The organism is Acinetobacter sp. OYA S30 (genome assembly GCF_033599315.1).
GTDB classification, from domain to species: Bacteria; Pseudomonadota; Gammaproteobacteria; order Pseudomonadales; family Moraxellaceae; genus Acinetobacter; species Acinetobacter baumannii.
The window spans coordinates 127,357-151,801 of the sequence record NZ_JAWVAV010000005.1 but is presented as its reverse complement, the minus strand read 5'-3'; the positions used below and the strand labels follow the sequence as shown (position 1 = coordinate 151,801).

At 38.1% G+C, this 24,445-nt stretch carries 24 protein-coding genes; 6 read left to right on the top strand and 18 right to left on the bottom strand.

Annotated features, from left to right (window positions below; all coding sequences use genetic code 11):
• Positions 1–186: 186 nt before the first annotated feature.
• The 3 genes from R5R67_RS04535 to R5R67_RS04525 all read right to left on the bottom strand — a co-directional run bounded on the left by R5R67_RS04535 (position 187) and on the right by R5R67_RS04525 (position 5,141).
• A complete protein-coding gene (locus R5R67_RS04535) occupies positions 187–1,254 on the bottom strand; it encodes a type II asparaginase (protein WP_000956445.1) in 1,068 nt (355 codons plus the stop codon).
• 683 nt (positions 1,255–1,937) lie between these two features.
• A complete protein-coding gene (locus R5R67_RS04530; protein WP_000810594.1) occupies positions 1,938–3,245 on the bottom strand; it encodes a dicarboxylate/amino acid:cation symporter in 1,308 nt (435 codons plus the stop codon).
• A 465-nt stretch (positions 3,246–3,710) separates the two neighbouring features.
• Positions 3,711–5,141, bottom strand: coding sequence for a pyridoxal phosphate-dependent aminotransferase (locus R5R67_RS04525; protein WP_000078699.1), 1,431 nt, complete (start codon positions 5,139–5,141; stop codon positions 3,711–3,713).
• Positions 5,142–5,381: 240 nt separating this feature from the next.
• Here R5R67_RS04525 and msrB point away from each other — a divergent pair, with 240 nt between their 5' ends.
• The 4 genes from msrB (at position 5,382) to R5R67_RS04505 (ending at position 7,825) form a co-directional block, all read left to right on the top strand.
• Positions 5,382–5,801 (top strand): peptide-methionine (R)-S-oxide reductase MsrB, encoded by a 420-nt coding sequence (gene msrB, locus R5R67_RS04520; RefSeq protein WP_000521160.1) that lies wholly within the window; start codon positions 5,382–5,384, stop codon positions 5,799–5,801.
• Positions 5,798–6,283, top strand: a complete 486-nt coding sequence (locus tag R5R67_RS04515) for a glutathione peroxidase (RefSeq protein WP_000066032.1) — start codon at positions 5,798–5,800, stop codon at positions 6,281–6,283. The genes msrB and R5R67_RS04515 overlap by 4 nt, the downstream gene beginning before the upstream one ends.
• Positions 6,283–7,128: an AraC family transcriptional regulator gene (locus tag R5R67_RS04510; RefSeq protein ID WP_000535303.1), complete on the top strand. Its 846-nt coding sequence runs from the start codon at positions 6,283–6,285 to the stop codon at positions 7,126–7,128. Before R5R67_RS04515 ends, R5R67_RS04510 begins: the two co-directional genes overlap by 1 nt.
• Positions 7,129–7,192: 64 nt before the next feature.
• A complete protein-coding gene (locus tag R5R67_RS04505) occupies positions 7,193–7,825 on the top strand; it encodes a LysE family translocator (RefSeq protein WP_000451666.1) in 633 nt (210 codons plus the stop codon).
• Positions 7,826–7,882: 57 nt separating this feature from the next.
• On the opposite strand, the gene dapC is transcribed toward R5R67_RS04505, so the two are convergent.
• From dapC to R5R67_RS04475, 6 genes are all read right to left on the bottom strand, one after another.
• The gene (gene dapC, locus R5R67_RS04500) at positions 7,883–9,052 is read right to left on the bottom strand and encodes a succinyldiaminopimelate transaminase (RefSeq protein ID WP_002041015.1); all 1,170 of its coding nucleotides are present in this window, start codon (positions 9,050–9,052) and stop codon (positions 7,883–7,885) included.
• 25 nt (positions 9,053–9,077) lie between these two features.
• Complete coding sequence (gene glnD / locus R5R67_RS04495; RefSeq protein WP_000611170.1) at positions 9,078–11,741, bottom strand: [protein-PII] uridylyltransferase; 2,664 nt, start codon at positions 11,739–11,741, stop codon at positions 9,078–9,080.
• A 27-nt stretch (positions 11,742–11,768) separates the two neighbouring features.
• Positions 11,769–12,986, bottom strand: coding sequence for a formate-dependent phosphoribosylglycinamide formyltransferase (gene purT / locus R5R67_RS04490; protein WP_085940543.1), 1,218 nt, complete (start codon positions 12,984–12,986; stop codon positions 11,769–11,771).
• A gap of 102 nt (positions 12,987–13,088) precedes the next feature.
• A complete protein-coding gene (locus tag R5R67_RS04485) occupies positions 13,089–13,478 on the bottom strand; it encodes a tautomerase family protein (protein WP_000084508.1) in 390 nt (129 codons plus the stop codon).
• A 128-nt stretch (positions 13,479–13,606) separates the two neighbouring features.
• Complete coding sequence (gene ygaH / locus R5R67_RS04480) at positions 13,607–13,948, bottom strand: L-valine transporter subunit YgaH (protein WP_001047284.1); 342 nt, start codon at positions 13,946–13,948, stop codon at positions 13,607–13,609.
• A 1-nt stretch (position 13,949) separates the two neighbouring features.
• A complete protein-coding gene (locus tag R5R67_RS04475) occupies positions 13,950–14,672 on the bottom strand; it encodes an AzlC family ABC transporter permease (protein WP_085943461.1) in 723 nt (240 codons plus the stop codon).
• A 119-nt stretch (positions 14,673–14,791) separates the two neighbouring features.
• Between R5R67_RS04475 and R5R67_RS04470 the strand changes: the two genes are divergently transcribed.
• Positions 14,792–15,262, top strand: a complete 471-nt coding sequence (locus tag R5R67_RS04470; RefSeq protein WP_000477056.1) for a hypothetical protein — start codon at positions 14,792–14,794, stop codon at positions 15,260–15,262.
• Positions 15,263–15,334: 72 nt separating this feature from the next.
• On the opposite strand, the gene R5R67_RS04465 is transcribed toward R5R67_RS04470, so the two are convergent.
• Entirely contained in the window at positions 15,335–15,670 is a 336-nt protein-coding gene (locus tag R5R67_RS04465; protein ID WP_000736695.1) for a hypothetical protein, read from the bottom strand.
• Between the two features lie 172 nt (positions 15,671–15,842).
• Positions 15,843–16,550 carry a Crp/Fnr family transcriptional regulator gene (locus R5R67_RS04460; protein WP_000342695.1) on the bottom strand — a complete coding sequence of 236 codons (708 nt, stop codon included), beginning with the start codon at positions 16,548–16,550 and terminating at the stop codon, positions 15,843–15,845.
• A gap of 92 nt (positions 16,551–16,642) precedes the next feature.
• Here R5R67_RS04460 and R5R67_RS04455 point away from each other — a divergent pair, with 92 nt between their 5' ends.
• Positions 16,643–17,164 carry a DUF962 domain-containing protein gene (locus tag R5R67_RS04455; RefSeq protein ID WP_000067188.1) on the top strand — a complete coding sequence of 174 codons (522 nt, stop codon included), beginning with the start codon at positions 16,643–16,645 and terminating at the stop codon, positions 17,162–17,164.
• Between the two features lie 43 nt (positions 17,165–17,207).
• Here the strand turns inward: R5R67_RS04455 and ychF are convergent, their stop codons facing one another.
• The 7 genes from ychF to R5R67_RS04420 all read right to left on the bottom strand — a co-directional run bounded on the left by ychF (position 17,208) and on the right by R5R67_RS04420 (position 24,442).
• On the bottom strand, positions 17,208–18,299 hold the full coding sequence (ychF, locus tag R5R67_RS04450) for a redox-regulated ATPase YchF (RefSeq protein ID WP_000506572.1): 1,092 nt from the start codon (positions 18,297–18,299) through the stop codon (positions 17,208–17,210).
• 93 nt (positions 18,300–18,392) lie between these two features.
• On the bottom strand, positions 18,393–19,052 hold the full coding sequence (locus R5R67_RS04445) for a methionine ABC transporter permease (protein WP_001153960.1): 660 nt from the start codon (positions 19,050–19,052) through the stop codon (positions 18,393–18,395).
• The gene (locus tag R5R67_RS04440) at positions 19,033–20,109 is read right to left on the bottom strand and encodes a methionine ABC transporter ATP-binding protein (RefSeq protein WP_085943457.1); all 1,077 of its coding nucleotides are present in this window, start codon (positions 20,107–20,109) and stop codon (positions 19,033–19,035) included. Before R5R67_RS04440 ends, R5R67_RS04445 begins: the two co-directional genes overlap by 20 nt.
• A 5-nt stretch (positions 20,110–20,114) precedes the next feature.
• A complete protein-coding gene (locus R5R67_RS04435) occupies positions 20,115–20,948 on the bottom strand; it encodes a MetQ/NlpA family ABC transporter substrate-binding protein (protein ID WP_318754766.1) in 834 nt (277 codons plus the stop codon).
• Positions 20,949–20,961: 13 nt separating this feature from the next.
• A complete protein-coding gene (locus R5R67_RS04430; protein ID WP_000079415.1) occupies positions 20,962–21,792 on the bottom strand; it encodes a MetQ/NlpA family ABC transporter substrate-binding protein in 831 nt (276 codons plus the stop codon).
• 14 nt (positions 21,793–21,806) lie between these two features.
• A complete protein-coding gene (locus tag R5R67_RS04425) occupies positions 21,807–23,219 on the bottom strand; it encodes an LLM class flavin-dependent oxidoreductase (RefSeq protein ID WP_000753083.1) in 1,413 nt (470 codons plus the stop codon).
• Positions 23,219–24,442 (bottom strand): SfnB family sulfur acquisition oxidoreductase, encoded by a 1,224-nt coding sequence (locus tag R5R67_RS04420; RefSeq protein ID WP_000205188.1) that lies wholly within the window; start codon positions 24,440–24,442, stop codon positions 23,219–23,221. The genes R5R67_RS04425 and R5R67_RS04420 overlap by 1 nt, the downstream gene beginning before the upstream one ends.
• Positions 24,443–24,445 lie beyond the last annotated feature (3 nt).

Below are 24,445 nucleotides of genomic sequence, written 5' to 3'. Positions count from 1 at the left end.
AGTTTAACACGCAAAGTTCAAACGAAATGCTTAATATTTTGGCAACTGTTATGGATTTTAGTATTTAAACAGAAGGTTGAGAACACGAAAGTGAAGGATTGATCAAAGTTGTTCTTTTATTTTTAAATAGAAAATTAAAGCGAATAAAAAGAACCAGCCCAAATTGATTTGGGCTGGTTAGAAATTTTAGTACTGCCAGAACATGCGTTGAATTTCTTTCGCATCGTTGGTTTTTGTAAGTGCCAACGCTGCAAGAAGACGTGCTTTTTGAGGATTCAAATCATGAGCTGCTACCCAACCATATTTAGAGTCAGGTTGTTCTGCATCACGTAATACAAAACCTTGTGGAACGCGTGATGAGCGGATAATTTGAATACCGTTTTTGTCATGAAGGTTTTGTAATGTTGGAACGATATATTTCGCTACAGAACCATTACCTGTACCTGCATGAATAATCGCTTTAGCGCCAGCTTTTGCATATGCTTCATAAGCATCAGGAAGCATAGAGTCAGAACCATAAACGATTTGTACTGTTGGAAGAGCATCACCTTTAATATTTTCAATATTAAATTCTGAAGCATTGGTATGACGTTTAACAGATTGTCTAAACCAATATGGTTTGCCTTCAACAAGTGTACCCAAAGCACCCCATTGGCTTACAAAAGCATTTGTATGAATGTTGATGCCTTTAGTTACATCACGAGCAGCAAAAATAGAGTCGTTCATGAGAACCATAACGCCTTTATTTTTTGCATCATCAGATGCGGCCAATGCAACAGCACTATAAAGGTTAAGTGGACCATCTGCTGAAAGAGCAGTTGATGGGCGCATTGAGCCAACAAGTACGATTGGTTTATCAGTATGAACAACAAGATTTAAGAAAAATGCTGTTTCTTCTAAAGTATCTGTACCGTGTGTAATCACAACGCCATTTACAGTTGGCTTTTTAACAAGTTCATTTACTTGACGAGCAATTTGTAATAATTCCTTGTCAGTAATACTTTCAGAAGCTACTTGTAATGCTTGGATACCAGATACATTCGCCAAATCTTGAATTTGAGGAACTGCATTGATTAAAGCATCAACTGGAACTTTTGCCGCCGTATAAGTTGCACTATTTGCTGAGCTTGCGCCAGCACCAGCAATGGTACCGCCAGTAGCGACAACAACAACATTGTTTTTTGCGTAAAGTGGGAGAGAGCAGGCTAATAAGCCCATCGCTAAACCGAAAGATTTAACAGTTTTAGTCAACATCGAAAATATCCTTATGAAGTGACGAAGTATAAAGTTTGCCGAATACGCCTGCTTTTCCTAAGCAAAATACATACCATGTAAAACATATCCGTAACTTGTTTGAATAAAAGCATCCTTGAATATCATTTTGTTTCGACAACAATCATTTAAACATTGCTTTTATTCAGCGCTAATAAATATCATGAAAAAAATAAAAAATCTATTAAGTTTTTCTAATTTATCTGAATTTATTTACTTTTTAATATAATTCACGCAAATGATTTTTTAGTCTTTATAAAATTAAAAAATAATAGGTTGGGTTGGGTCTTTATTTAACATTTGGTGGATTTATTGAATTGATTTTTAAAACTATATTTATTAAGAATATAAAATAAAATTTTTCATGTTCGAATTAAATAATAATCTTAGTTGTTTAATATAATGAATCGATCATAAATTGAATTAAAAAATAATCAGTTAGTGTATGTTTCTAAGTATATAAATTTTTGAATGATTGTTTTTTATTCTGTTTTTAAGGTTTAATTTTAAGAAATTTAATAGGAATTAAAATCCATAATTTGGCCTATTATTTAATATAGAAATACTGATAACTTTTTATTGTTTAGTTCGAAAGAAAAAAAGAGCAATTTTATAAGGTCGTATAAAATTGCTCTTAAGTTGGGAGAGTGGGAGAAAAAGGAAACTTAAGCGATTGTTTGTTCTTGAGTTGATTTAATTAATACAGGCTCTGGTAATTCTTCAGTATCAGCTAATTTATCGCCTTCAAGTTTGGCAACAACTGCAGTCGCAATACTATTACCTACTACGTTTGTTGCAGTACGGCCCATATCAAGGAACTGATCAATACCAAGCAATAATAGAATGCCGGCTTCAGGCAAATGGAACATTGTGAGTGTTGCCGAGATAACCACAATAGAAGCTCTTGAAACACCCGCAATACCTTTACTTGTCACCATAAGCGTTAACAAAATCAAGATTTGTTGAGTGAAGCTCAGATCAATATTGTAAGCTTGGGCGATAAAGAGTACCGCAAAGGTGGTGTACATCATCGAACCATCAAGGTTAAATGAATAACCCAAAGGTAAAACGAAGCTAGTTACTTTTTTAGGCACGCCGAACTTATTTAAAGCATCCATAACTTTAGGATAGGCTGACTCACTTGAAGCTGTAGCAAAGGCAAGTGTTACAGGTTCACGAATCAATTTACCTAAACGGAAGATATCTTTTTTAAGTACGATTGCGCCAACAGAGAACAAAATGATCCAAAGTAATAGCAGACCGAAGTAGAATTCTGCGATTAAAATGCCATAATCAACAATTAAGCCTAAGCCTTGTACTGTAATTGCTGAAGCGATTGCAGCAAATACTGCAAAAGGTGCGAACATCATTACGTAGTCAGTAATGCGGAACATGATTTTACTGAGTTCATCAGTTAAGCGAATGATAACTGAGTCTTTTTCTTTGCCCTGATTTACAAAAGCAAGAGCTGAACCAAAGAAAATAGAGAAAACAAGGACTTGTAAAATATCATTGTTCGCCATTGCTTCTGCAATGCTGCGTGGGAACACGTGACTCAAGAATGATTGCAAGGTAAAACCAGTAGTTGTTGGGAGAGAAGAACTACTAAGTTGTTGAGCTGTTGGTAATGCTAGGTCTAGCGCCGCGCCAGGTTGGAAAAAGTTTGCTAAACCCATACCGATGGCAAGTGAGACAAACGAAGCGGTAATAAACCAAGTCATTGACTTAAGTGTAATGCTACCAATTGAAGTTGATTTGCCCATTGATACAATGCCACACACAATTGTAGCAAATACCAATGGGGCAATAATCATTTTGATGAGACGTAAAAAGATATCTGTGACGATGTTGAAATAAGAAGCGATTTGCTTCAGTTGCTCGCCTTCATTAAAGAAGTGATGACAGATCCAACCCGTCAATACTCCTAGTAAAATAGCAACTACAATATACTTGAGCAATTTCTTTTGCTTCATAGGAACCTCTATCCTTTGGGTTCAATCATCTTTTTGATGGGATAACGATGATTGAAAGCTTTCCTTGTAGTTCAGTTCGGTCCTGTAACTGATTTCATCTTCCTAAATTTGCATCAGTATTAACCGAATCGAATATGGTGATGTTGTTATGGGAAGGGATTGTTGCTCGATTTTGAAGCAGTGTGAAATGCAAAAAAATATCAACTTATGCATTTTTTGCATAATAACGAAAGGAGGAATAGGGGATAAATATAGTAATTTAAACGTTTGGTAAAAAATATGGATGAGATTTTTTGAGAAAATAAGTCTTATATATTATTTTTAAAAGTTTATATTATTCAGTATATTAATTTGGTTTATTGATCTGATTAAAATAGGTGATATTAGTTATTAAATAATTATTTAAATGATATAAAAATAAAAAAAGGCACCTAATTTAAGATACCTTTTTTATTATGCATTTTTTTAACGGCGATTGGCTAAGAAACGGCCTAAACGACCAATTGCTTCACGTAATTCGTTTTCTGCTGGTAAGAAAACAACACGGAAATGGTCTGGTGTTGGCCAGTTAAAACCTGTTCCTTGAACTAATAGTACTTTTTCAGCACGAAGTAAATCTAACATTAACTTTTCATCATCTTCGATTGGGTAAATGTTAGGGTCAAGACGCGGGAAACAATACATTGCGCCTTCTGGTTTAACACAGCTTACCCCAGGAATTTCATTTAACATTTCCCATGCGATATTACGCTGTTCATATAAACGTCCACCTGGTCGGATCAAGTCATTAATAGACTGATAGCCACCAAGCGCTGTTTGAATTGCATACTGAGCTTGTACGTTTGCACATAAACGCATTGAAGCTAACATATCCAGACCTTCGATATAGTCTGCTGCACGGCTCTTATCGCCTGTGATTGCCATCCAGCCTGAACGGAAACCAGCAATACGATATGCTTTTGATAGCCCATTGAAAGAAATACATAATTGGTCGCCTGCTAAAGAAGCAACAGCAACATGTTCAATGCCATCGTAAACGATTTTGTCGTAAATTTCGTCAGCAAATAAAATCAGGTCATGTTTCTTTGCAAGTGCCACAATTTGCTCAAGCACATGACGTGGATATACCGAACCAGTTGGGTTGTTCGGATTGATAATGACAATACCACGTGTGTTTGAAGTAATTTTACTTTCAATATCGGCAATATCAGGATACCAACTGTTTTCTTCATCACACTTATAGTGAATCGCTGTACCGCCCGACAGGTTAACGGCAGCTGTCCATAGCGGATAGTCCGGCATCGGAATGAGCATTTCATCACCATCATCGAGTAGGCCTTGCATAGCCATAACAATGAGTTCAGATACACCATTACCGATATACACGTCATTAACGTGCATATTTAAGATGCCTTTTTGCTGGTAGTACTGGCAGATTGCTTTACGTGCCGGAAAGATACCTTTTGAATCTACATAACCAATTGCATTTGGTAGGTTTAAAGCAACGTCATTAATAATTTCTTGTGGTGCTTCAAAACCAAATGGAGCAGGGTTGCCGATATTCAGCTTAATGATTTTATGTCCTTGCTCTTCCATTTCATTGGCGGCTCGTAATACTGGTCCGCGAATGTCATAACAAACATGCTCAAGCTTCGATGATTTTTTAATTTCTCGTGAAGTTGGCATGGATTGGAGAGTAGCAGTATTTTTAGACATAGCTGGATTCACTTTTGCATATCGGTATAAATAACTTTTAAATGTTTTGACTGTTACCAAATTCAGATCATGTTGATCTTTAAGTAATTCAACAATTTTTTCATGGGTAAAGCCCAATTGCTGATACTGTTTGATAACTGGTAATAGTTGCTGGAAAAGCACACTTTTTTTCTGAGACATGTTTTGTCCTATACAACCGTGCCACACAAGAATAGCACCATCTTTGCTTCCTTAAAAGGAAATAAAATAAAAAATTGCTTTCTTTTGTTTTTGTATTTTGCTTACTTTTTGCTTTCTATTACTTAGATGTTTAAAATCCAACAAATTTTACGTTCAGAGACTAGTGTTTTTTTGATGAATGGCGTAAATATAAAATACGATTATCAATTTATGTTTACATCAGAATAAAAGGTGCAGGTCATGGGAAAAGTTAATAAAACAGACCGAGAATGGCAAAGAGAGTTATCACCTGAAGAATATCGGATAACGCGACAAAAGGGCACTGAACCAGCATTTACGGGGCAATACTGGAATACTAAGCAACATGGCACATATGTTTGTCGTTGTTGTGGCGCGGAATTGTTTTCGTCAGATGCAAAATACGATAGCGGTTGTGGTTGGCCAAGTTTCTTTCGCCCTCTGAATGGAAGCGTTATTGATGAACATGAAGATTTAACGCATGGTATGGTCAGAACGGAAATTGTTTGTCATGATTGCGAAGCTCATCTTGGGCATGTTTTTGAAGATGGACCACAGCCGACAGGTTTGCGCTACTGTGTGAACTCGGCATCATTACAACTGAAAACACAAGAAAAAAATGATGAGGAAACCTATCCATGAGTAACATTTATCAGTTTGAAGCTGAATTGTTAGAGGGAGATATTAAACAATTCGCTGATTACAAAGGTAAAGTTTTATTAATTGTAAATACTGCAAGTAAATGTGGTTTTACTCCACAGTTTGCGGGCCTCGAAAAACTTTATGAAAAATATAAAGACCAAGGTTTAGAAGTTTTAGGTTTTCCCTGCAATCAGTTTGGTGGGCAAGATCCCGGAAGCAATAAAGAGATAGGTACATTCTGCCAGCGTAACTATGGAGTGAAATTCCCTATGTTTGCCAAAGTAGATGTAAAAGGTCCTGAAGCTCATGTGATCTTTAGATATTTAACCCGTGAAGCAAAAGGAATTTTAGGAAGCAGTACTATTAAATGGAACTTTACCAAGTTTTTAGTGGGTAAAGATGGTTCGGTTTTAAATCGTTATGCACCAACAACCAAGCCTGAAGCATTGGAAGCTGATATTGAAAAAGCATTAGCGAGTTAATGGGTTCAATGAACGCTATTCCTCAAACTTTCGAGTTTTGGCAAGATCGGCGAATGCCTTATGTGGAAACCCGAAGGTCATGTTTTGGCAGAACATGTTATAAGTCTCATAGCCACCCAACATTTTCAATTGGTGCTATAGATGAGGGGAATAGTGTTTTTCAAAGTTCTTTTGGCACTGCACAAAAGATCTCGGCGGGTACATTGGTCATTGTGCCCGCACATGTTGAGCATTCATGTAATCCTATGCCAAATCAGGCATGGAGTTACCAGATGCTTCATTTAGATCTAGCATGGTTAAATCAACTGTATTCAGAATTTCAAGAGCAAGGTCTTGATTTACATATACCTCAGCATAAGCCGCTCATTATAAAAGACGAATTTTTATATGAAGCTTTTACTGAAATGAATGAGACATTATTTGATGCGCAAAAATTAATTTTTGAAAAAGAGCAGTCTCTTCTCCATTGCCTGATTCATTTGTTATTACCTCATTTTATTTTAGAAGAAATACAAAAGCCTCAATATTTATATAAAGACTTTTTAAACCTGATCGATGTGATTTCTTCCTCAGAGGGTTTTATTTCTTTAGAAGAACTTGCTCAACGAGTAGGTTTAAGCAGATATGCAATCATACGTCTATTCAAAGCAAATGTAGGTTTAACTCCACATGCATTTCAAATTAATTTAAAAATTAATCAGGCTCGAGAGCAGCTCAAACAAGGCGTGCCACTTGCCGAATTGGCTGTAAATTTAGGTTTTAGTGATCAAAGTCATTTCCATAAAGCTTTTAAAGCACATACAGGGGTAACTCCTCGGCAGTTCCAGCTCGCAGCCGCGCAATAATTTACAAGAAATTGTTTAGCTCTATTTTTAAGATTTTCCAGACTGTTTTACAGATGAAGCTGTTATGGAAGTTTTTTTAGTTATTGCATTTACTCATTTTTTAGCACTCTTATCACCGGGTCCAGATTTCTTTCTTATTCTCACTAGTCTTCTACAAAAAGGACGCCGTTATACATATGGTATTGTTCTAGGAATCACTTTGGGAAATGCTTTAATTCTGGCTGGATGCCTGTTTAGTTTTATGTTGCTTGGAAATCTAAGTAGTATCTTACTTTTAATATTTAAATGGCTTGGCGCTTTGTATTTGGCTTATTTGAGTTTTCTTTGTTTTAATGCAGCCCGATCTACAGTTCTAAATTTCTCAACCGATGTAAATAATTTAAGTGACCAAGCAGAAGATAAGCACAACAAAATTAAAAGCTTGGTATTAGGTTTGCAATCGAGTCTTCTAAATCCAAAAAATATTATGTTTTATAGTAGCTTAATGCTGCTTATACAACATAAATTTAGTTTATTTCAAAAACTGCTTATGAGTGTATGGATGGTCGGTGTAGTGTTAATCTGGAATATCTTATTGGTTAAACTGCTGGCCTATGAACGAATCTTAGTCAAAATTAAGCGCTCTGCAACAGGTTTATATTATTGTTCTGCGGTAGCTTTTATTCTTTTTGCTGTGCTTTTGATTACATATAAATAGTGTTATAGCCCAGTTGTACAACCTGAGTAAAAGGCTGTACAACTGCTAAGAAGAGGCTTACAGAATCGCTTTTAAACGCTTAACTACTTCTTCACATTGAGCTAAATCTGCCACTAACGCCATACGTACATGGTTAGCTCCAGGGTTACCTTGTTCGGTATCACGAGATAAATAACGGCCCGGTAAAACTTTAATGTGTGCTTTTTCCATCAGCATTTTGGCAAAAGTTTCATCATTATCCACTTTTAACCAATAGTAAAAACCAGCATCTGGTTTTTGTAATGGAAGTAAATGACCTAGCTCAGATTGAAATAAGTCAAATTTTGCACGATATTGCTTACGGTTTTCTTCAACATGGCTTTCATCATTCCATGCTGCAATTGAGGCAAGCTGATGTTGTACTGGCATTGCTGCGCCGTGATAGGTACGGTATTGCAAATATGGCTTTAATAAAGCAGCATCACCCGCTACAAAACCTGAACGCATACCCGGTAAGTTTGAGCGTTTTGAAAGTGAATGAAAAACGATACAGTTTTTGTAGTCATCACGGCCAAGCTCAGCACATACTTCTAATAAACCCGTAGGGGCTTGGTCAAACCAAAGTTCTGAATAGCATTCATCAGACGCAATAACGAAATTATATTGATCAGATAAGGCAATCAGCTTTTTAAATTGTTCTTTAGAAAGCACAGTACCTGTTGGATTACCCGGTGTACATACAAAAAGAAGGGCTGTCTTTTCCCAAACTTCTGCTGGCACAGCATCAAAGTCACCTAAATAGCCATTTTCTTCTGTGCAATTAATAAAGTATGGCTTTGCACCTGCAAGTAAAGCCGCACCTTCATAAATTTGATAAAACGGATTTGGCATCACCACATAAGGTGCATCTTCACGATTAATTAATGCCTGTACAAAAGAGAAAATGCCTTCACGTGTACCAGAGACAGGCAAGATGTGGTTTTCAGCACTAATACTGTTAAGTTTAAAGCGCTTAGTTAACCAATCTGCAATGCTTTGGCGAAGCTCTGGTAAGCCTTTGCTGTTTGGATAAGTTGATAAATGGTTAAAGTTATCAATAATAGCCTGTTTAACAAACTCTGGTGCTGGATGCTTAGGTTCGCCAATTGATAGAGGAATCAAGGGAAGGTTAGCAGGAGTAGTATCCTTAAAAAGTTGGTTTAACTTTTCAAATGGATACGGATGTAATAACGACAAGCTAGAGTTCATTAAACAGTTACCAAGTAGTTGAGTTTCAGTGCTGACAAATTTGATTAGATGCTTCATCTAATGCAGCTTTCAGTTTTTCCGAGAAGAGTTTGACCTCTTCGTTATTCAGCGGTTTACCATCTTTTTTGGTGACAAAGAAAATATCTTCGGCACGTTCACCTAAAGTTGCAATTCGGGCTGAATGGATGTCTAAACCTTGCATCATAAATAAACCACCCACGCGTGCAAGTAGGCCAGGGTGATCGAGTGTTGAAATTTCGACCATATTTTGCTGTAAGGCTTCATTTAATGTTACGTCGACTGTATTTTCAATATCGAAGTGACGTAATTGACGTGGAATACGACGTTGCATGAGTCCCGGGTATTGGTCTGGTTGGCTAAGCGCCTTCACTAATGCATTTTTAACGGTTTCTTCACGTTCTGGGTCGGTAAGCAATGTACCGAAACGATCGAGTACAACATAAGTGTCTAAGCTAAATGCTGTACTGGCCGTGATAATTTTTGCATCCTGAACGTCTAGGTTCATTCGGTCTAAAACAGCAACAGTAGTAGCAAACAGGTTAGGTTGGTCACGTGTATAAATAAAGATTTGCACCGCATCTTGAGCTGCTTTACGGTGAGCACGCAAGAGGACTAATGGCTCTGGATTATCACCATGTTTTAAAATTGCTTGTGTATGCCATGCAATTTCATCTGCCGACTCTTTAATGAAGTATTCATCACCAAGTTCTTGCCATACTTTTTCGACATCAGCCAATGCAAAGTTATTTACCAGTAATTCACTTGCTGCAAATTTGGTGTCTTCAATTAACATTTGGTAGTCAACAGGACGACCTAAACCTGTACGGATTACATCACGGGCATGCGTATAAAGTTGACGCATAAGCGATGCGCGCCATGTGTTCCAAAGTTTTGGATTTGTGGCGTTAATATCTGCAACTGTTAAAGTATAGAGATAATCAAGATGCTCCATGTCGCCAAGTTTTTCTGCAAAATCTTTCACGACGTCAGGATCAGAAATATCTTTTTTCTGAGCTGTAAGTGACATGAGCAAATGGTTTTGAATAAGCCATGCAATTAATTTGCATTCACGCTCAGTAAAGCCATGTGCACGTCCAAACTCAATCGCGTCTTCTGCGCCAAGTTCACTATGGTCACCACCACGGCCTTTTGCAATGTCGTGGAATAAAGCAGCAATAAAGACAATATCTTGACGAGCAAGACGTTGGAAAACCGAACTTACCACAGGGAATTCTTTGGCAAATTCAGGTTCTCTAAAACGATTTAAATTACGCAGCAATAATAAGGTGTGAGCATCAACCGTATAGATATGAAATAGGTCATATTGCATAAGGCCCATAATTTGGCCAAAAGCAGGAATATAGTTTCCTAAAACACCATAACGTTTCATCGCAACCAAGGTATCGTATAAACGATATGGTGAGCGAATAATCGACATAAACAGTGCTTGATGCTCTGGGTTATCGCGATAACTTTGGTTGATTCGTTTCGCAGCAAGAATAAGTAAGCGTAGAGTCCGAGCGCGAATACCTTCAATATCTGGTCGATTCGCTAAAATATAGAATAACTCTAAGATCGCGCTCGGATGCTCTGCAAAAATTTTATGATGTTGTACTGCAAGTTTATTGTCGACAATCTTAAAGTGATCGTTAACAACTTCAATTTTGCGTTCATAGTTGGGGAGTCGAGGAGTAATGACTGACTCACTAAAATACGCCAGTAACATTTCATTGAGTGTTGAAACCTGCTGCGCCGTACGGTAGTAGCGTTTCATGAATTGCTCAACGCCGTAATTTACAGGTTGGCCTTCTTGACGAACATAACCAAATTTAGCAGCAATTTCTCTTTGATGGTCAAAGAGTAAACGGTTTTCATCACGTTTGGCTAAACGGTGTAAATGATGTCGAATTTCCCAAAGAAAGCTTTCAGCTTCTTCTAAAACAGCCAATTCAAACTCTGAAATGAAACCTAAATGCACTAAGTCATAGATACGGTTCACTCGGAAGTGGCGTTTGGCAATCCAACCAATTTGATTAATGTCACGAATACCGCCCGGTGCATTTTTAATGTCAGGTTCTAAATTACTTTCAGTATTGTTGTGTTGGTGGTAACGCTTGGCTTGTTCGGCCATTTTTGCGTCATAAAATGTTTTGTCTGTCCATGTCTGTGAAACAATACGGCGAGGCCATTTCGCAAGTTGTGTATTGCCCGTGATTAAACGCGCTTCAATTAAGGTGGTGGCAACAGTTAAATCGGTAGCGGCTTGTTCAACACAGCTTTGAATGGTGCGAACACTAATACCTGGTTTGAAATTTCCTACATCCCATAAAGAGGAAATAAATGTGGAGATGCGCTTTTCATTTTCTTCACTGATTTCATCTTCAGACAAAATCATGATATCTACATCAGAATAGGGCAGCATTTCACGGCGCCCGTAACCACCTACTGCAAAAAGACCTAGTTTTGACTGGTCAAGTTCTGCATGTTTCCATAAAAAGAAGAGCGCTTCATCTACTAAGTCTGAACGGGCTTTAATGATTTCTCGAATAGATTGCCCATTTTCATATGAATCTTGCAATTGCTTTTCTACATCCGTTCGCCACTGATTAATGGCTTTAATATCATGATGACTTGAGACATAGTTCAGCAATGGCGATGTATTGATCATGAAAATGGGTCTACCAATAAGTAAAAATTAAGAGTTAGTTTGAACGCTTACTTGATCAGCGGTTTCTTTCGCTAAAGTACGGGCAAGATCAGTATTTTCAGCGCGAGCAGTTGCCACACCCATACGACGACGTTTGAAACCTTCCGGTTTACCAAACAAACGTAAGTCGGTATCTGGATGAGCTAAAGCCACATTCAGATTGCTATAACTTAAATTGTTAGCATCAACTCCAGCATAAATTACCGCACTTGCGGCAACACTGTGACGTGCTGTATTTACAGGTAAGCCTAAAATTGCACGTGCATGTAATTCAAATTCACTTTGAAATTGAGATGCTAAAGTGACGAGGCCTGTATCATGTGGACGAGGTGAAACCTCACTAAACCAAACCTTGTCGCCTTTAATAAACAGTTCTACACCAAAAATACCACAGCCACCAAGTGCTGTAGTCACTTTATTTGCAATGCGTTTGGCTTCCTCGAGTGCTGCAGGAGTCATTGGTTGAGGTTGCCAGCTTTCTACATAATCACCGGCATCTTGGCGGTGACCAATTGGGTCACAGTAATGAGTTTCAATTTCACCTGTTTCAGGGTTTTTAGCGCGAACGGTAAGGAGTGTAATTTCAAAGTCAAAATCAATTTGAGACTCGATAATAACAGTGCCTTGGTTAACACGGCCACCTTGCATTGCATATTCCCATGCAGCATCGACTTCATCGAAACTTTTTACACGAGACTGTCCTTTACCAGAAGAAGACATGACCGGTTTTACAAAGTTTGGATAACCAATGTCATCACAAGCAGCGCGGAAGCTTTCGAGCGTATCAGCAAAACGATAAGCAGAAGTAGGTAGGCCAAGTTCTTCAGCCGCAAGACGGCGAATACCTTCACGGTTCATGGTCAGGTTTACAGCTTTAGCAGATGGGATGACTGTTGCAGTTTTATTTGCTTCAATTTCCAGTAAAACTTCTGTCGCAATCGCTTCAATTTCTGGAACAATTAAATTTGGTTTAACTTTTTCAATGAGTTGTTTTAATTGGGCTGGATCTGCCATGTTTAACACATAAGAAAAATGTGCTACTTGCATAGCTGGAGCATGATCATAACGGTCGGCTGCATGTACTTCTACACCAAGGCGTTGTAAGGAAATTACAACTTCTTTGCCAAGCTCTCCTGAACCTAACAATAAAACTTTAAATGCAGAAGATTGAAGTGGGGTACCGAGTGTCACGCTCATGCGAATCATCCTGACAAAATTATTTTTTTAAGCATAGCAGAACTTAGGGTGGAGTTAAGCCTTATCATGCATAAAAAAAGTAATTTTGTCGGACAATTAAAAATGTAGTTTTTAGATATTAACCTGATAGTTTAAAAGCAATTCATCTGCATTTTTACCACGGATGCCCCAATTTTCCTTAGGTGTTTCAAAAATGGTAATTTCAATGTCATGAGGTGCAATTTTGCATTGCTCTTCAATATTGCGAAATAAGGTTTGAATAAGTTGCTTTTTAGTGGCTGGACTGCGGCCTGCAAACATTGAAAGTTCGATGATAATGTAATGCTGGCTTCTGTCAGATGGATAAATAAAATTCTCAGGTTTAAGACTAATGAAGCGTTGAAATCTTTTCTCGACGGGATACTTCAATTCTTCAATAAGTGCTTGATGGATCGCATGAGAGAGCAGTTCGCGATACTGAATAATGGTTCGTTCATTTGCATAAATTTTAACTTGTGACATTTTTATCTCTAATCGCTAGATGGATTTATCTTCTAATAAATTTCAAAAATAAGTTTTTATGCTAGAAGTTATTATTCTTAATCACTTCTAGCATTTATATATTATATAAGGTTGATCAGTTTATCTATTTATAAAGGTAAATAAGTATAGATAAGGCCATAAACGATTGCGGCTGTTAAGGTGGCAGGAACAATTTTCTTAAATTTAAAATAAAGACCAGCTAGAACCATAAAACCGATAAGCATTGCTAAACTCTTATTTGGGGTTTCAAGTAAAGGTGGAAGAGTTGCAACCACAAGCATGGCGCTAATTGCAGATATACCAATACTTCCTAAAGCGATTTTTAACCAGATTGAGCCGCGTCTTTGTTGGTTGCCCTGTAGTTTTTGTATTACGAAAAATGGTCCGAAGCGTGAAGCAAAATTAGCAATACCCACAATGATGCCGACCAAAATAATTTCTAGGTTCATATTAAGCTTCAACCTCATCAAATTGTTTCAGCACATAATATTTAAATAGACCTGCTAAAATGCCTGAAAGAATGCCAATAAAGATAGCCGCTGATAAGTTAATCCAATAACATGCCAAAGCTGAAACCACTAACGATACAGCAACTACAAGGCTATGCTTTCGTTCAAATGCCGCTAATAAAAAACTTAAAAATAAAGCAGGTAATAAGAAATCTAAAGCTGCTTGTAAAAACTTTGGAAGGTGTGCGACTTGATCTGCAAATAACCCGCCTAATAATGAACCACTTGCCCAAGACATCCAGCTAAATAGACTTAAGCCCAACATCCAAGACTCGGACCATTGTTGTCTGCGCTGTGAAAGTTGGATCATACCACTGGCAAAAACTTCGTCCGTTAAACCCCAAGCCCAAACGGCTGTCTTCTTTAAATTTAATTTAGTGGGAATTAAATTATAAAGAGCAGGCCCATAAAGTACATGTCGTATATCAAGTGCAATGACTGTTAAGGCGGTTAACCATATAGAAGAATCGCTTGCTAAAAGTGCGACCACTAAAAATTGGCTTGCACCTGCATACATGGAACAAGAAAGAAAAAATGCTTCCCATGGGCTAAAACCAAATTGAGATGCAGAAACGCCAAAGGCAAAAGAAACTGGTAAGTAGGTGAGAACGATGGCTTGACTATCTTTGGCACCTTGCCAAAAAGTTGCTGTTTGAGCAGCCATCTGTTGTTGATTTGACACAATACACCTTGGCAGTAAACCAATTATAAAAACTTGAAAGATTGAGTATTGTAGCCGAATTTAATAGCATAGTGCCGAAATGTTTAATTCGGCAGTTTGATATGTTCAAATCAAAGACTCGTTTAGTTTATATCGCCATCCTGAGTGCGAGCGTATTTATATTGCAAGGTTGTGATAATGGCAATCAGAGCTCAGATAAAAAAGTAGAAATTAAACCAGCGCCGAAATTAACGAATGATGCGACAGTTTATGCAAAAAAGGCATGGACATTAATCAATACTGTTGATCATTTAGTCTATGAAAAACAGCTCAGCCAAATTAATGATAATGTTCGTAAACCACTACGTCAGCTCAGTACAGACTGGCGTATCAATGTAAAAATGACAGATTCGGTCACTGAAGGAAAATATGCGCTTTGTCGTAAAGCTTTAACAAGTCTAGATGTATGGGCGCGCGAAACGCTTGAAAATAATAGTTCGGTTGCTCAAAAACAGGCAGATTATGAGCGCGATAAACAACAGTGTAAGGAAGCGATTGAAAATCCGAATTTAGGAAACACATCTCCTAAATAAAGCCTATACATATAAAAAAGCGAGATGATCAATCTCGCTTTTTTGCTTTAAACGATAATGGGTGAATGATAATTAAGGTTTTGTCGCAGCTTTAGCTGTGTTGGCAGTTTTTACAGCATCTTGCTTCATCTGGTGAGTCATTTGATGTGATTCATGTTGTGCATGAGTCGCACTAGTCATTGCATCATGCTTTTGCATGGTTAAGTCTTTTTTAACTTCCTGTTTAGTTTTAGTTGCCTCTTTCTTTGCTTTTTGAGCTGTAGCTTTTCCATGTACCGCTACACATTTTCCACCTTTGTGATTTGGTCCAGTACCGCCTTGTAGTTGAGTTCCTTTTGGACATGCAAATGCCGAAACACTTAACATAGCCAATACGCCTGCTGTAAGAATTGTTGATAATTTTTTCATGTTAATCAGCGCCTTGTTGAGTATTATTGCTCAGCTTGAGTGTAAGGTGAAAAATTCTGCTTTAAAACATTTATTTTGTGGAAATAGAGTTTGAACAATGTTTTGATTTGCAGTGTTATCTAATTTTTTAATTTAATTTTAAGTTTTTATTATATAGCGGCGTTTCGTACAATTATGAATGAACTTGAGCAATTACTTTTAATTTTTCAATATCTAAAATCTCAATTTTTCTAAAAGCAATTTTAATAATATTTTGTTTTTCAAGTAGGCTCAATTCATGGTTGATCGTCTGCCTAGATGTAGTTAGCATGTTGGCTAATTGCTCTTGAGAAATCTGAATGTGATGATCTTGAATAAGAATATGGTTACCGTATCCTTCTAAAATGAACAGAAGACGTTGTGCAAGCCTTTGAGAAATACTGCGTGTTTGTATCGCAATCTGTTCTAAGAAAACGTACCTGAGTTTTTGGCTGGTTAAACGTGCAAAATAATACCAATAATATGGATGTTCTTTTAGTAGCTCATTTAATGGTTTTGCAGGAATATGCAGAACTATACTTTTTTTCAAAGCAATCGCGTCGTGTGACCGTGGCTCATGATCAATTAAAGATATTTCACCGAACCACATAATCGGCTCAGCAATTGCAGAAAGTGCTTCATTACCATTTACATCGACATAACCTAAGCTAATTGAGCCTTCAAGGACGGTATAAATTCCATCAAACTCATCTTGAGCGTGGAAAACGTAGCTATTTTTCTCAAAAGTAATTTGCTTGCCATGTTCTAAAATAAACTTTTGGAATGCTTCTGGAAGCACACTAAACCATGTGTTTTCTTTTAATCGGTTAATATAAATTAGGTCCAATATTCGGTCATCCATGAAAAAATTCATTATTTTGTCAAATAGCTGACAACTTTAAATTTTCCTTATTTGTACAGTATGACTATAGTTAAGTGAATAGGGAATAACTCATGTCAAATCTGGAGCAGAAACTGAGCCAATATGCGGCTTATCATTTAAATCATCAAAATATTTTGACGCATTTTATAGGCATTCCACTCATCGTGTTTTCAATTTTATGTTTAACAGCGAGGGTAGGAATCGATATTGGTAACTTTAAAGTTACTTTAGCTATGGTACTGATTGCAGCTAGTACGATCTATTATTTATTTCTAGATAAAGTTTTTGGCTTAATCATGCTCATGATATTGGTGGCTGTGTATCCATTAGCGAGCCAAATTGCCGAACTTTCTTTAGGACAATGGTTGGCTGCAAGTATTGGTTTCTTTGTTGTGGGATGGGCTTTTCAGTTTGTGGGGCATTATTTTGAAAAGAAAAAACCTGCTTTTGTTGATGATGTGATTGGACTCGCGATAGGACCGTTATTTGTATTGGCAGAATTTATATTTATGTTAGGCTTTAGAAAGCCTTTACATGAGCGAATTTTACACGAGGCGCGAAATAAACGAGAGATGATGGATTTAAGCCATTAAATATAAAAAGCCCCAATCTAGTGGGGCTTTTTTAAGCTTTAACTTAAACGTTAAAACGGAAGTGCATTACATCGCCGTCTTGAACAACGTAAGTTTTACCTTCTAAACGCCATTTACCTGCTTCTTTAGCGCCGTTTTCACCGTTGTATTGTACGAAGTCATCATATGCAACAACTTCAGCACGGATAAAGCCTTTTTCGAAATCAGTATGAATAACACCAGCTGCTTGAGGAGCCGTTGCACCAACTTTTACTGTCCATGCACGAACTTCTTGTACACCAGCAGTGAAATAAGTTTGTAAGCCTAAAAGTTTATAGCCTGCACGAATAACTACGTTTAAGCCCGGTTCTTCCATGCCCATTGCTTCTAGGAATTCAGCACGATCTTCATCTTCTAATAATGAAATTTCAGCTTCGATTTGGTTGCAAAGCGGCACAACAATCGCATTTTCTTCAGCAGCAAGTTTTTTAACAGCTTCTAAATGTGGGTTGTTTTCAAAACCATCTTCTGCAACGTTTGCAATGTACATGGTTGGTTTCAAAGTCATTAAACCAAAACCACGAATTAATTTGCGTTCGTCATCAGACAAATCAGCCGCGCGAGCTGGTTTACCTTCGTCAAGTAAAGGTTGGATTTTTTCTAAAACTGCTTTAGTTGCTACAGCTTCTTTATCACCGCCTTTAGCAACTTTAGTTAAACGTAAAATTGCTTTAGCAACAGTTTCAAGATCTGCAAGTGCAAGTTCAGTATTGATAGTTGCAATGTCATCTAATGGATCAATTTTACCATTTACGTGGATGACGTTTTCGTCTTCGAAACAACGCACCACATGAGCGATTGCATCAGTTTCACGAATGTTAGCAAGGAACTGGTTACCCAAACCTTCACCTTTTGATGCACCAGCAACAAGACCTGCAATATCCACAAATTCCATAGTGGTTGGTAAAACACGCTGAGGGTTAACAATCGCAGCAAGTTTATCTAAACGTGGATCTGGAACAGGAACAATACCTGTGTTTGGCTCAATGGTACAGAACGGGAAGTTTTCCGCTGCAATCGCTGCTTTAGTTAATGCATTGAAAAGGGTAGATTTCCCTACATTTGGCAGACCAACAATACCGCAATTAAAACCCATGAAAACCACTCACAAATGTGTAAATTAAAAATTGTGGCTGATTTTACATGAAAGCCATGACAAAGTCATGGCTAGAGCAGGGTTCTGTTGTGTTTAAACTTTACGTTTATCGAGTTGCTGGGCTAATGCATCACCAGTCGCTTGTACTAACATGACTAAAACAATCAATACTAAAATAACAGCCAACATAATTTGCATATCAAAACGTTGATAACCATATCGATAAGCAATGTCTCCTAAGCCACCTGCACCAATAGCACCAGCAATCGCAGATGAGTTAATCATTGTCACAATAGTCACTGTAAAGCCTGCCACAATACCTGGCAAAGCCTCTGGTAAAAGTACGTGCCAGATAATTTGTTTGCGGTTACAACCCATGGCTTGTGCTGCTTCAATTAAGCCTTGATCGACTTCACGTAAGCTGACTTCTGCAATACGGGCAAAAAACGGAATGGCCGCAATCGTTAAGGGAACAACCGCTGCCCATACGCCATAACTTGTACCCACAATCCAGCGAGTAAGCGGAATAAGTGCAACCATTAAAATTAGAAAGGGTACTGAGCGAGTGATATTGATGACCCAACCCAAAGCCTGATTAATCTTTTGCGACGGATGAATACCATGTTCAGAAGTGCTGACTAAAATAACAGCGATAGGTAAGCCAATTAAAAAGGCAATGAACGCAGATGCGCCTACCATGAGCAAGGTATCTACAGTTCCAGTAATTAATAAATCAATGAGCTGGTCTTGCATAGCCAAGTACCTCAAATTGTGCAATTGCTGTTAATGCATCTTGTTGTATAGGTGAAAGATCAATTTCTACATTGGGAATACCCACTAAAAGAGAACCAATAATGTGCCCTTGAATGGTATCGACCTGACTTTGGTATAAATTGACGGGTGCTTTGAATTTGGCAAGTAGTTCTTGAATATCTGGAACCTGATGTGCTTCAGCCTCATATTTCAGTTTTACAATAATATGAGTCGAATCTTCATCGGGTAGACGGCTGATTTTAAAAGGCAGAGTGATCTGCTCAAGGTTTAATAGTTCTTGAGTAATTTGTTGCTCTGGTCGTGAAAATACCGACCAAACTTGCCCAGCCTCTACAATCTCACCTTGGTCAATCACCACGACTTGATCACAAATTTCTCGAATCACTTGCATTTCATGAGTAATTAATACAATGGTGAGACCAAGTTCCTGATTAATCTTTTTAAGTAAAGCCAAAATAGTGGCAGTACTTTCAGGATCAAGTGCCGAGGTTGCCTCGTCACACAGTAAAATTTCTGGGTGGTGAACAAGTGCGCGTGCAATACCAACACGTTGCTTTTGTCCGCCAGAAAGTTGTGATGGATAATAGTTAGATTTATCTGCAAGACCTACGAGAGCTAGAACCTCATTTACGCGTTGGTCAATATCTGCTTTGTTGTAATTGGAAACTTTTAAGGGCAATGCCACGTTTTCCCAAACTGTTTTTGCCGACATTAAATTGAAATGTTGAAAAATCATTCCAATTCGTTGACGGGTTTGAATAAGCTCGGAATGGCTCAATTCAGCAATGTTTTGTTGATGAATATGAATGCTGCCAGTATTTACTTGTTCTAAACCGTTTAATGTACGAAGTAAGGAAGATTTTCCTGCACCACTTTTACCAATAATGCCTAAAATCTTACCTTGTGGGATATCAAGGTTAATCTCTTTTAATACATGCAGTTTTTGACCTTGAGATTGGTAAAACTTATTTAAACCACGAATTTTGATATGGGGTAGAGAAAAATCAACTTGTGATCCAAAACTCACCATCGTCATTCTCCTTATTTCCAGCCTTGAAACCACATACCTTTACCAAAGTCTTTATCCAGAATATCTTGTGCTTGTTTTGAGTTCTGGAATGCTTTAACAAAGGTTGCAAGTTTTTGGTTTTTGTCTTGGTAATCGCGACGAGTCACAAACAAAATTGCATATTTTTTATCGATTGGATCTAAAAATAATGCGCTATGTGGGTCAGTTACCTTTGCCATTTTTAAGTAGTGGGGGAAGCCGAAAATTAAATCGACATCGTTATAGGCATGTGCTGTCTGTGGGCCTTCAACTTCAACAAAGCTCAGCTGTTTAGGATTAGCTATAATGTCTTGAGTGGTTGAAAGTTCATTATTTATATCTTTAAGCTGAATTAAACCTGCACGGTGCAATAAAATTAAAGCACGGGCTAAATTAACCGGATCATTTGGAATAGCAACACGTGCATTTAAAGGTAAATCTTCAAGTGATTTATATTTTTTTGAATATAAACCCACATGACTTCCTGAACCCACACCAAATGCATGTAAGTTATAACCCGTTTCTTTAACAGCATTACGTAGAAATACGCTTTGCTGGAAAAAGTTTGCATCAATATCGCCGTTTTGTACGGCAACATTGGGTGCTCGCCAATCAGAAAATTCAACGAGTTTGACATGAACGCCTTGCTTTTCTACTTCATTGGCAACGCTTTGTAATAGCTCAGCATAAGGCGGGCTAATGCCAATCGTTAAAACATCATCGGCTTGTTTATTTTTAATATAACGGTAACCGACAAGGCCCAGAACTACGATTAAAATCGTAATTCCGAGTAACCAAGGCTTATGCTGTTTGAACTGAATCGCCATAATCTTTCCGTTATTACTTCCAGCCAGGGAACCAAAGTTTTGGCCCAATTTCAGCGTCTAACACAGCTTTAACTTTTGGCGAGTTTTGATAGATCTCAACAAATTTCTTTAATTTGTCGCCCTTGTCCTGATAGTCATCACGCACTACAAACAAAATGGCATAACGTTTATTGGTATTGTCATCCAGTAAAAGCGCACTATTAGGGTCAGCTGTTTTTGCTAAGCGCAAGTAATGTGGATAGCCAAAAGCCAAGTCAACATCATCAATTGCACGAGCAGTCTGTGGTCCTTCAACCTCAATAAATTGCAAATTTTTAGGGTTTGAAACAACATCTTTGAGTGCAGATAAGTGATTATTTGAATCTTTAAGCGTAATTAACTTAGCTTGTTGTAAAAGAAGTAGGGCACGGCCTTGGTTCACCGGATCATTTGGAATGACTACGCGTGCGTTTTGTGGCAATTCATCAAGACTTTTATATTTCTTTGAATACAGTCCCACATGTGAGGCTGCACCTACTGCAAATGCCTTTAACTTAAAGCCAGTTTCTTTAATTGCATTATCTAAGAAGGGTTGATGCTGGAAAAAGTTCGCATCAATATCCCCATGATTTAAGGTAATGTTTGGGGTATTCCAGTCAGAAAATTCGACCAGTTTTACATTTAAACCTTGTTTCTTTGCTTCATCGGCAGCAGCTTGTAAAGGTTTTGCAAATGGTGGACTAATGCCAATCACAAGTTCATTTGAGCCACTTTGACGATGTTTATTCCATAAGAACAAAGCAACAAAAAGGACTACAACAACCAAGCCTATGCCTAGCCATTTTTTAGAGGCTGTTTGAGCCATGTCTATCTCCAAATTTAAGCGGTTATTTCTTCAATTTTTGTTAAGTTTTTGCTGTTGTTATAGGGACTACATCGGAACGCTTGAACAGGGTGCTGTTCTGGTAAGTGATCACCCCGATTAAAAATTTTGTTCCGTAGTGAACCCGTTTTATATGCAGTTTTATAGCGACCACGTTGTTGTAGCTCTGGAATGACCAAGCGAATAAAGTCATGGTGAGACTCAGGTGCAACAGTACGTGTCAAATTAAAGCCATCAATATCAGTCTCATCTAAAAGATGAATTAAGTATTCAGCAACCTCTTCGCCACTACCTACGATGAGAGGGTAACGACCACCTAAAACATGCTGAGCTTTTAAGTCATTTTTTGTGATTTGCTGTTCTTTAAACTTTTCGGTAATCGAAACAATGCTGTTACTTTTTTGGTAAGGAATCGCTTCATCGTCAGCAAACTTACTTAAGTCAATGCCTGTTGAACTCGCATAATGCGCTAAGCCTGCTTCAGGGCTCGCATACTGACGATATTCATTAAGTTTTTGTACAGCCAGATCATGTGTTTCGGCCACAACAACAGTTATGCCGACAAACACTTTAATATCGTTCGCTGAGCGTCCTTGCTGTTCGGCAAGAGTACGAATCTTTTTCACTTGTTCGCGTATCTTTTCGGGTTTGTCACCGCCAATAAATACACATTCAGCATGACGTGTTGCAAACTGCATACCTTTAGGTGAAGCACCTGCTTGAAATAGGGTTGGAGTGCGTTGTACAGAAGGAGATACCTGAAACACGCCTTCACTCTGGTAATACTTTCCATGGTGGTGAATGGTATGCACCTTAGATGGATCTGTAAAAACACGCCGTGCTTTATCTTTTTTAACTGCGTCGTTTTCCCAAGAACCTTCCCAATATTTGTAGCAAAGTTCTAAAAACTCTTCTGCTTGCTCATAGCGGGCATCGTGGTCTTTTAAACCCTTTTGACCAATTAAGCGTTCGGCACTATCTAGATAACCCGTCACGATATTCCAGCCAATACGACCTTGAGTTAAATGGTCGAGACTTGCAAAGCGGCGAGCAAATTGATATGGATGCTCATAGCTTAAGTTCACAGTGACCCCAAAACTTAAGTTTTGAGTGACTGCCGCCATTGCTGAAATGAGTGTAGATGGGTCATGGCTCGGAAGCTGAATGGACTCTTTTAAAGTGAGATCTATACCGTTTTGATAGACGTCATACACACCGGTAATATCAGCTATAAACAAACCATCAAATAAACCATTTTCTAAAGTTTTGGCCTGTTCTGTCCAATAGCTCAGTTCATTAAAACGGTGTGATTCATCACGTGGATGTGTCCATAAGCCATGATTGATATGCCCAACACAGTTCATGTCAAAGGCGTTTAATAAAATCTCTTTTGCTTTGAAATCTGCCATTACAATGTCCCCCGACGAGGTGGAAGCACACCGTTAAGAACGTAGTTCCCAATAAAGTAATATTTCCATCGTGCGGCATCATGCAACGTATGTACTCGCGCATTACGCCAGAAACGGTCTAGGCCATCTTGAGACTGACTACCACGGCTACCAGCAAGTTCAATCAGCTTAGACGATGCTTTGAGTGCGATATTGGTACTATGAGCACGTACTTTGGCAACATCGATGGATGCTTTAGCAATGCTTTCAGGTGTGGTTTCAATTTTTGCGGCATCAATTGATTGAGCTGCCTGTTTTAATAGGACTTCACTAGCTCGTACATCTACCGCAATGCGTCCTAATTCATAAATCGTTAAAGGATCTTGGTTGGCTGTTTCTACATTTGAATCAATCCAGGGGCGAGCTTGATGCACTCTTTGCAAGCTTTCTTCAAAGGCTGCACGTGCAATGCCTACCTCAATCGATGCATGCATGATTTGGGCAAAAGGTCCGACTAAGGTTGGTTGTAAAAATGCTGTATCAAAAGGAATAACATCATCTGCATCGACAAAAACCTGATCAAACTTAACTGTGCCGCTGCCTGTAGTTTTTTGTCCAAATCCACACCAGTCATCAACAAGTTTTAATCCTTGTGAACCACTTTTTACAAAGGCTAAATACTCTCGACCTGCATCATCTAAAACTAAGGTTGGAATACGGTGAGCAAATAAACTTCCTGTGCAGTAAAACTTTTCACCCTGAATGAGATATCCATTTTCATGCGGACGAATGTTAGTTTGTTTATGGGTTGAAGTTTTAGTTTTAAACTCAGCAAATGCATTACCAAAGCGGGTGCCATTTAACACTTCGCCGTATAAACGTTGTTTCTGAGTTTCTGTACCTGTATTGCGTAACACTTCTAATGCATAGAAGTGGTTTTGTGGAATTTGTCCGATTGAACCATCTGCACCGCTTAAAAGCGCAATTACTTTGGCAACTGTATGGCTTGAAACTTCGGCACCACCATATTGCTTTGGTACTGTAATTGCCCAAAGCCCAGACTGGCTTAATGCATCAATTTCGGTATACGGTAAAATTCGCTTAGCGTCTCGCTCAACTGCGGTTTTTTTAAATTGTTCGGCAAATTGTTCGGCAATTTCTAATGCTTCAGCATCATTTTGAATAATGTGGGCTTGGCCAGATGCCGATGTTTGTTTAGTTTGAACCGATTGATATGAAGTCATGAC

Bases quoted from the DNA above. Each gene is read 5' to 3' on its own strand.
- R5R67_RS04445 (WP_001153960.1), bottom strand. From the start codon at position 19,052: ATGCAAGACCAGCTCATTGATTTATTAATTACTGGAACTGTAGATACC.
- dapC (WP_002041015.1), bottom strand. From the start codon at position 9,052: ATGAACTCTAGCTTGTCGTTATTACATCCGTATCCATTTGAAAAGTTA.
- R5R67_RS04420 (WP_000205188.1), bottom strand. From the start codon at position 24,442: ATGACTTCATATCAATCGGTTCAAACTAAACAAACATCGGCATCTGGC.
- R5R67_RS04505 (WP_000451666.1), top strand. From the start codon at position 7,193: ATGGAAGTTTTTTTAGTTATTGCATTTACTCATTTTTTAGCACTCTTA.
- msrB (WP_000521160.1), top strand. From the start codon at position 5,382: ATGGGAAAAGTTAATAAAACAGACCGAGAATGGCAAAGAGAGTTATCA.
- R5R67_RS04430 (WP_000079415.1), bottom strand. From the start codon at position 21,792: ATGGCTCAAACAGCCTCTAAAAAATGGCTAGGCATAGGCTTGGTTGTT.
- R5R67_RS04470 (WP_000477056.1), top strand. From the start codon at position 14,792: ATGTTCAAATCAAAGACTCGTTTAGTTTATATCGCCATCCTGAGTGCG.
- glnD (WP_000611170.1), bottom strand. From the start codon at position 11,741: ATGATCAATACATCGCCATTGCTGAACTATGTCTCAAGTCATCATGAT.
- R5R67_RS04475 (WP_085943461.1), bottom strand. From the start codon at position 14,672: ATGGCTGCTCAAACAGCAACTTTTTGGCAAGGTGCCAAAGATAGTCAA.
- R5R67_RS04535 (WP_000956445.1), bottom strand. From the start codon at position 1,254: ATGTTGACTAAAACTGTTAAATCTTTCGGTTTAGCGATGGGCTTATTA.
- R5R67_RS04460 (WP_000342695.1), bottom strand. From the start codon at position 16,550: ATGGATGACCGAATATTGGACCTAATTTATATTAACCGATTAAAAGAA.
- purT (WP_085940543.1), bottom strand. From the start codon at position 12,986: ATGATTCGCATGAGCGTGACACTCGGTACCCCACTTCAATCTTCTGCA.
- ychF (WP_000506572.1), bottom strand. From the start codon at position 18,299: ATGGGTTTTAATTGCGGTATTGTTGGTCTGCCAAATGTAGGGAAATCT.
- R5R67_RS04530 (WP_000810594.1), bottom strand. From the start codon at position 3,245: ATGAAGCAAAAGAAATTGCTCAAGTATATTGTAGTTGCTATTTTACTA.
- R5R67_RS04525 (WP_000078699.1), bottom strand. From the start codon at position 5,141: ATGTCTCAGAAAAAAAGTGTGCTTTTCCAGCAACTATTACCAGTTATC.
- R5R67_RS04485 (WP_000084508.1), bottom strand. From the start codon at position 13,478: ATGTCACAAGTTAAAATTTATGCAAATGAACGAACCATTATTCAGTAT.
- R5R67_RS04440 (WP_085943457.1), bottom strand. From the start codon at position 20,109: ATGACGATGGTGAGTTTTGGATCACAAGTTGATTTTTCTCTACCCCAT.
- ygaH (WP_001047284.1), bottom strand. From the start codon at position 13,948: ATGAACCTAGAAATTATTTTGGTCGGCATCATTGTGGGTATTGCTAAT.
- R5R67_RS04510 (WP_000535303.1), top strand. From the start codon at position 6,283: ATGGGTTCAATGAACGCTATTCCTCAAACTTTCGAGTTTTGGCAAGAT.
- R5R67_RS04465 (WP_000736695.1), bottom strand. From the start codon at position 15,670: ATGAAAAAATTATCAACAATTCTTACAGCAGGCGTATTGGCTATGTTA.
- R5R67_RS04425 (WP_000753083.1), bottom strand. From the start codon at position 23,219: ATGGCAGATTTCAAAGCAAAAGAGATTTTATTAAACGCCTTTGACATG.
- R5R67_RS04515 (WP_000066032.1), top strand. From the start codon at position 5,798: ATGAGTAACATTTATCAGTTTGAAGCTGAATTGTTAGAGGGAGATATT.
- R5R67_RS04435 (WP_318754766.1), bottom strand. From the start codon at position 20,948: ATGGCGATTCAGTTCAAACAGCATAAGCCTTGGTTACTCGGAATTACG.
- R5R67_RS04455 (WP_000067188.1), top strand. From the start codon at position 16,643: ATGTCAAATCTGGAGCAGAAACTGAGCCAATATGCGGCTTATCATTTA.